At 31.5% G+C, this 7,265-nt stretch carries 6 protein-coding genes; 5 read left to right on the top strand and 1 reads right to left on the bottom strand.

Annotated elements, in window-relative coordinates:
• Nucleotides 1–193 precede the first annotated feature (193 nt).
• A complete protein-coding gene (locus UXY25_RS05060; protein WP_320814915.1) occupies nucleotides 194–1,729 on the bottom strand; it encodes a YifB family Mg chelatase-like AAA ATPase in 1,536 nt (511 codons plus the stop codon).
• A gap of 296 nt (nucleotides 1,730–2,025) precedes the next feature.
• On the opposite strand from UXY25_RS05060, the gene UXY25_RS05055 reads away from it, so the two are divergent.
• From UXY25_RS05055 to UXY25_RS05035, 5 genes are read left to right on the top strand one after another with little or no spacing between them, the layout of a single operon-like run.
• Nucleotides 2,026–3,483: a sodium:solute symporter family protein gene (locus UXY25_RS05055; protein ID WP_320814914.1), complete on the top strand. Its 1,458-nt coding sequence runs from the start codon at nucleotides 2,026–2,028 to the stop codon at nucleotides 3,481–3,483.
• The gene (locus UXY25_RS05050; protein ID WP_320814913.1) at nucleotides 3,473–3,907 is read left to right on the top strand and encodes a GNAT family N-acetyltransferase; all 435 of its coding nucleotides are present in this window, start codon (nucleotides 3,473–3,475) and stop codon (nucleotides 3,905–3,907) included. Before UXY25_RS05055 ends, UXY25_RS05050 begins: the two co-directional genes overlap by 11 nt.
• Before the next feature lie 6 nt (nucleotides 3,908–3,913).
• On the top strand, nucleotides 3,914–5,044 hold the full coding sequence (locus tag UXY25_RS05045; RefSeq protein WP_320814912.1) for an amidohydrolase: 1,131 nt from the start codon (nucleotides 3,914–3,916) through the stop codon (nucleotides 5,042–5,044).
• Nucleotides 5,037–6,188, top strand: coding sequence for an alanine racemase (alr, locus tag UXY25_RS05040; protein WP_320814911.1), 1,152 nt, complete (start codon nucleotides 5,037–5,039; stop codon nucleotides 6,186–6,188). Before UXY25_RS05045 ends, alr begins: the two co-directional genes overlap by 8 nt.
• Entirely contained in the window at nucleotides 6,188–7,261 is a 1,074-nt protein-coding gene (locus UXY25_RS05035; RefSeq protein WP_320814910.1) for an alanine/ornithine racemase family PLP-dependent enzyme, read from the top strand. Before alr ends, UXY25_RS05035 begins: the two co-directional genes overlap by 1 nt.
• Nucleotides 7,262–7,265: the final 4 nt, after the last annotated feature.

The raw sequence follows: 7,265 nt of genomic DNA, 5'->3' as shown, positions 1-7,265 counted from the left end.
GAAAATTATTGACTGCTAAAGGTTTTGGTGAAACAGAATTAGTCAATAAATGTTCTGATGGAGTTCAATGCTCTGAAGCTGAACATCAAAAAAATAGAAGAAGTGAATTTATTGTCTTAAAAATGAACTAACAAAAATATACCCTTATTAATTATTATGCCTCTATTTTAATAGAGGCATAACTTTTTTATATTTATCCTAGCCATCCTTCTCTATCTAAACTTCTATACTGAATAGCTTCTGCAATATGATGAGAAATTACCACTTCACTTGCTTCTAAATCTGCAATAGTTCGTGCAACTTTTAAAATTCTATCGTACGCTCTTGCGGATAAATTTAATCGTTCCATAGCAGTTTTTAATAATTGTAAAGATGTTTCATCTAAATCACAAAATTCACGAATTTGTTTAGAACTCATTTGCGCATTATAATGAATATTTTCAAATGATTCAAATCGAATAGATTGTAATTGTCTTGCTTTTGTAACGCGTTCTCTAATTATGATACTGCTTTCAGCTTTACGAGTTTCTGTTAGTTTTTCAAAAGGAACTGGAGTTACTTCAATATGAATGTCAATCCTATCTAATAACGGACCTGAAATTTTACTTAAATAACGATGCATTTCTTGTGGAGAAGAACTCATTGGTGCACTTGGATCGTTAAAAAAACCACTCGGACTTGGGTTCATACTCGCCACTAACATAAAAGAAGATGGATACGTTATGGTGAATTTTGCTCTTGCAATAGTAACTTCTCTATCTTCTAATGGTTGGCGCATTACTTCTAAAACCTCTCGTTTAAATTCAGGTAACTCATCTAAAAATAATACTCCATTATGTGCTAAGGATATTTCTCCTGGTTGCGGATAACTTCCTCCTCCTACTAATGAAACACTTGATGCTGTATGATGTGGACTTCTAAATGGTCGTTGAGCCATTAACCCAACTTCTTTAGTCTTTCCAGCAACGGAATGTATTTTTGTAGTTTCCAATGCTTCTCTAATAGTCATTGGAGGTAAAATACTTGGTAAACGTTTGGCAAGCATAGTCTTCCCAGAACCTGGAGGACCAATTAATATAATATTATGTCCGCCAGCAGCAGCAATTTCCATGCAACGTTTAATTGATTCTTGACCTTTAACATCACTAAAATCAAATTCTGGAAAATCTAATGTTTTATTAAATTCTTCTGAAGTATCAATAATAGCAGGTTCTAAGTTTCCTCTTCCTTCAAAAAAATCAATAACTTGAACTACATTTTCAATTCCGTAAACATTAATTCCTTCAACTATTGCAGCTTCTTTTACATTTTGTATAGGTAACATTATGCCTATAAAACCTTCTTCTTTCGCTTTTATAGCTATAGATAATGCTCCTTTAATAGGCTGCAAACTTCCGTCTAAAGAAAGCTCTCCCATAATTATATATTTAGCTACATATTCAGCTTTTATTTGTCCAGAAGCAACCAAAATACCAATTGCTAAAGTTAAATCATAAGCAGAGCCTTCCTTACGCAAATCAGCAGGAGCCATATTTATAGTAATCTTTTTTCCGGGAAGATTATAATTATTGTTTTTAAGAGCTGCAGCAATGCGGTAACTGCTTTCTTTAATTGCGGAATCAGGTAATCCTACCAAGTGGTAGCCTATTCCCTTATCGATATTTACTTCTACAGTAATAGTCGTGGCTTCAACACCGAAAACGGCGCTTCCAAATACTTTTATTAACATGGCGAATACTTTTTAAAATGGCTTATATAAATACAAATGTAAAAAATATTTTGATTCAAAATGTAAAATTAAATCTCTTAACCAAAAGAAAATCAAAGCCTAGTGCCCCAATTGGGCATTCCAAATCATTTTTTGTACCTTTGCGCTCGTTATTTGGTTTAATATAATCGCTTATCTAACCATTATATATAAGATTTTTGAATAAAATCTTTCATATTAATCATTCGATTTGTAGCTAGCTACTTCATGCTTTGGAAAAATTCCATATCAGGCAAAACATAATTTAAAACAATAAAATGCACACTATAGATTATTTAATCTTTGTGGTTTACATGATAGCGATGCTGGGTGTAGGCTTTCATTTTTATAAAAAAAACACATCTCCGGAAGACTTTTATGTTAGTGGGCGAAACATGAGTAGTTGGCACATTGGTCTTTCTGTTGTTGCAACAGATGTTGGTGGCGGATTTTCAATTGGATTAGGAGGATTAGGTTTTACAATGGGGATTTCGGGTTCTTGGATGCTTTTCACAGGATTAATTGGTGCTTGGTTAAGCGCAGTTTTTTTAATTCCAAAAGTGAGTAAATTGGGTCATCAACATAAATTCTTTACATTCCCACAAATATTTGAACATTTTTATAGTGCAAGAGTAGCTTTATTGGCTGGAATTATTTCAGCAATTGGTTATATTGGATTTACAAGTTCGCAAGTTTTGGCTGGAGCCAAATTAGCTTCCGCTACTATTGATGGATTAGATTTACAATGGGCTTTAGTGATTATGGGTGTCATAGCAGTAGTTTATACCGCTGTAGGTGGTTTAAAGGCAGTAATTTATACCGATACCATTCAATGGATAATCTTAATTGCAGGATTGGTATTTATAGGAATTCCTATTGCTTATAATGCAGTTGGAGGTTATGATGTTATAAAAGCATCTTTAGCCCCAGAATATTTATCGTTAACTAATATCTCTTGGCACCAACTTTTAAACTGGTCAGTAACCATTATTCCAATATGGTTTATTGGAATGACTTTGTACCAACGAATTTATGCTTGTAAAGACGAGAAAGAAGCAAAAAGAGCTTGGTTTATTGCTGGTTTATTTGAATGGCCAATAATGGCATTTATGGGCGTCATTCTAGGTATGTTAGCTAAAGTAGCTGCAAATCAAGGAATGTTTGATGGAATTACAAATGCTGCTTCAATGGATAGCGAAATGGGATTACCAATATTACTAAGTACAATACTTCCTGTTGGCTTAATGGGATTAATGTTGTCTTCCTATTTTTCAGCAATTCTTTCAACGGCAGATAGTTGTTTGATGGCAGCTTCTGGAAACATTGTAACCGATATTATCTCGAAATTTCAGAAAAAAGAAATATCGGAAAAAAAAATGCTACAACTATCACAAATCGTAACACTTTCGGTAGGTATTTTTGCAATACTATTAGCATCTCAAATGCAAAATGTATTAGAATTGATGCTCTACTCCTACGCTTTCATGGTTTCAGGATTATTTGTTCCCGTTTTAGGAGCTCTATTTTGGAAAAAAAGCAATCCTATTGCAGCTTTTTGGAGTATGCTTTTAGGTGGATCAACTACAATTGGGTTAATACTTTCAAATAATAAATTACCGTTAAATTATACGTTACCTGAACATTTAGACGCCAATATATTCGGAATTAGCGTATCTTTAATCACATTCATACTATTATCAAATTATCATTATAAAAAAAACAACAATGGAATTTAAAATCATTAATCCAGAAACTGGAGAAGACAAAACATATTCACATCAAACTATTGCAAATTTTCTATTTACACACTTAGAACAATATGGTGATAAAACGCAAGATATTTTAAAATGTATTGATTATGCTATGAATCCTACTAAAGGAGGAAACATAATTGTTGGATTAGACAATGAAAAAATTGTTGGTGTTGTAATCTTAAACAACACAGGAATGAAAGATTTTATTCCAGAAAACATATTAGTTTACATAGCTGTTGACAATAGCCAACGTGGAAAAGGTTTTGGCAAGAAACTAATGCAAAAAGCAATTGATACTGCTGAAGGAAATATTGCTTTACATGTTGAACCAGACAATCCTGCTAAAGGTTTGTATGAAAAACTAGGGTTTACAAATAAATATTTGGAAATGCGTTTAACTAAATAATTTGATTTGGAAGAACTTATTCAATTAAGAAAAGAATTACATAAATATCCTGAAGTTTCAGGAAATGAATCTAAAACAGCTCAACGTATTTTAGACTTTCTTTCAAAATACAAGCCTAATCAAGTAATTACTAATCTTGGTGGCGAAGGTGTTTTGGCTATTTATAAAGGAAAAGAAAAAGGAAAATCTGTTTTATTTCGATGTGAATTAGATGCTTTACCTATTCAGGAAATAAACACATTTGAACATAAATCAAGTACAAACGGAGTTTCACATAAATGCGGGCACGATGGTCATATGGCAATTTTGTGCGGTTTAGCTAAAACTTTGTTTGAAAACCCAATTGAAAAAGGAACTATTATGCTTTTGTTTCAACCTGCAGAAGAAAACGGCAGTGGTGCACAAGCAATAATGTCAGATCCAAAATTTAAGGAATTTGAACCTGATTATGCGTTTGCTTTACACAACTTACCTGGTTTTCCTTTACATCAAATTGTTGTAAAAGAAAATGCTTTTACTTGTGCTGTAAACAGTATTGCTATTGAGCTTCATGGTAAAACATCACATGCTGGAGAACCAGAGAATGGAATTAATCCAGCTTTGGCAATTAGTGAAATTATTGTTGCTTTTAATTCTAAAATTCAAGCTGATGTATCAAAAGAAAACTTTTGTTTGATTACACCTATCCATATTAATATGGGTGAAAAAGCTTATGGAGTTTCTGCTGGTTATGGAGAAGTTCATTTTACAGTAAGAAGCGACAGTAATTCTTTTATGCAAAAAACTGAAAGTGATTTGGACAAAATTACTTCAGATATTGCTAAAAAACACAAATTAAAATCAATTATAAATTGGACTGAAAAATTTCAAGCCAATGAAAATAATAAAGAAGCCGTAAACTATATTAAAAAAGCGGCTTCAATAAATAATCTAGACTGTAACGAGAAACAATACCCATTTACTTTTGGAGAAGATTTTGGGTTAATTACACAACATTTTAAAGGCGCAATGTTTGGTTTAGGTTCAGGAGAAAACACGCCTTCACTTCACAATCCTGATTATGATTTCCCTGATGAATTAATACAAACGGGAGTCTCACAATTTTATCAAATTACAAAAGAAATTTTAGATGCATAAAAATTCGGTTATAGAAATCAATCCAATTGCTCACAAAGAAAACATTGATTTTCTTAAAAAAACTTTTGGTAAGAAAGTGACCTTATCATCAGTTGTAAAAGGAAATGCATATGGACATGGCTTAAAAGAATTTTCAGCAATGGCATTTTCAAATGGAATTACACATTTTTCAGTATTTGATGTTGAAGAAGCGAAAATTGTTTTTGATACTTTGGGAAATAAAGTAACGGTCTTAATCATGGGATTTGTGGCAGACGATGACTTACCTTGGGTTATAGAAAATCAAATTGAGTTTTTTGTTTTTGAACGATATAGATTAGCAAAAGCTACAAAAGAGGCCAAAAAATTAAAGAAAAAAGCAATTATTCATATAGAAGTTGAAACGGGTATGAACAGAACTGGTTTTGATTTAAAAACCATTTCAAATGTTGCTAAATATTTAATTAAAGAAAAAGATTTTATATATTTTAAAGGACTTTGCACACATTATGCAGGAGCAGAAAGTATTGCAAATTATTATAGAGTAACTAAACAAATAGAAATTTTCAACAAAGCCGAAGCTAAAATGAGTGCATTAGGGATTCAGCCAGAAATAAAACATTCCGCTTGTTCTGCTGCTTCAATGATGTTTCCAGAGACTAGAATGGATTTAGTTAGAGTTGGAATCATTCAATATGGTTTTTGGCCAAGTCAAGAAGTATTGGTAAGTTATTTAAATTCTAAAAAAATAAAAATAGATCCATTACAACGCGTTATCAGTTGGAAAAGTGAAGTTATGAGTGTAAAACGAGTAAAATCAGGTGAATTTGTAGGATACGGAACCAGTTATATGGCAAGGAACAACATGAAAATCGCTACTATTCCATTAGGTTATTCTCATGGATATAGTCGTACATTAAGTAACCAAGGTAAGGTTTTAATTGATGGCAAATGCTGTGACGTGGTTGGAACCATAAATATGAATATGTTAACCGTTGATGTAACAGAAGTTGATAATGTAAAAAAAGGAGATGAAGTTGTGTTAATTGGAGATCAAGAAGGCCTAACTTTGTCGGTAGCTTCATTTAGCGATTTAAGTAATTTATTAAATTATGAATTATTAACAAGAATTTCTAAAACAATTCCAAGAAAAATTATTAAATAATGGCGTTTATAAAACTATATAGAGACAAATTAGAACATAATTATACCTTTTTAAATCAGTTATTTAAAGAACGTAATATTGAATGGGGTGTTGTTACAAAGTTATTGTGTGGAAATAACATTTATCTAAAAGAAGTAATCAATCTTGGTGTTACAGAGATGCATGATTCTAGGATAAGTAATTTAAAAAAAATTAAAAAACTAAATCCGAATATTAAAACGGTTTATATAAAACCACCTTCAAAAAGAAATATTTCAAAAATTGTAAAATATGCAGATGTAAGTTTCAATACTGAAATTTACACAATTAAAATGTTATCTGACGAAGCAAAAAGTCAAAACAAAACACACCAAATAATTATCATGATTGAAATGGGTGATTTACGTGAAGGTGTTTTAGGAGAAGAGTTACTAAATTTTTACGAACAAGTTTTTAGTCTACCTAATATTGAAATTAGAGGTATTGGAACCAATTTAAACTGTTTAAGTGGTGTAATGCCTACACAAGACAAGCTAATTCAGCTAAGTCTTTACAAACAGCTTATTGAGGCCAAATTTAATGTAAAAATCCCTTGGGTTTCTGGAGGAACATCTGTTGCTATTCCTTTAATGTTGAAAAATGCAAAACCAATGGCTGTAAACCATTTTAGAATAGGTGAAGCTTTGTTTTTTGGTAAAGATTTATTTACAGGAGAAACTATTGATGGAATGCATAATGATGTGTTTAAATTATATGCAGAAATTATTGAAATTACCGAAAAACCAAATAACCCCGTAGGAGAATTGGGTGAAAACGTTGCTGGACATAGTTATGAAATCACAGAAGAAACTGATTTAAGTTCAACTTCTTTAAGAGCTATTTTAGATTTTGGTCTATTAGATATGCAACCACAATACTTATCGCCAACAGATGATTCAATTACTATTATTGATTCAAGTTCTGATATGACAGTGATTGATATTAGTAATGCTAAAAACAAATACAAAATGGGCGATTTAGTTTCTTTTAACTTACAATATATGGGTGCTTTACATCTTTTAAACTCTCATTATATTGAGAAAATAGTAGAGTAAAGAA

It is taken from the genome of Flavobacterium sp. (assembly GCF_034111225.1).
Lineage (GTDB): Bacteria > Bacteroidota > Bacteroidia > Flavobacteriales > Flavobacteriaceae > Flavobacterium.
Note: the sequence above shows the minus strand (reverse complement) of the source record. Positions and strands in the feature narration are given on the sequence as shown.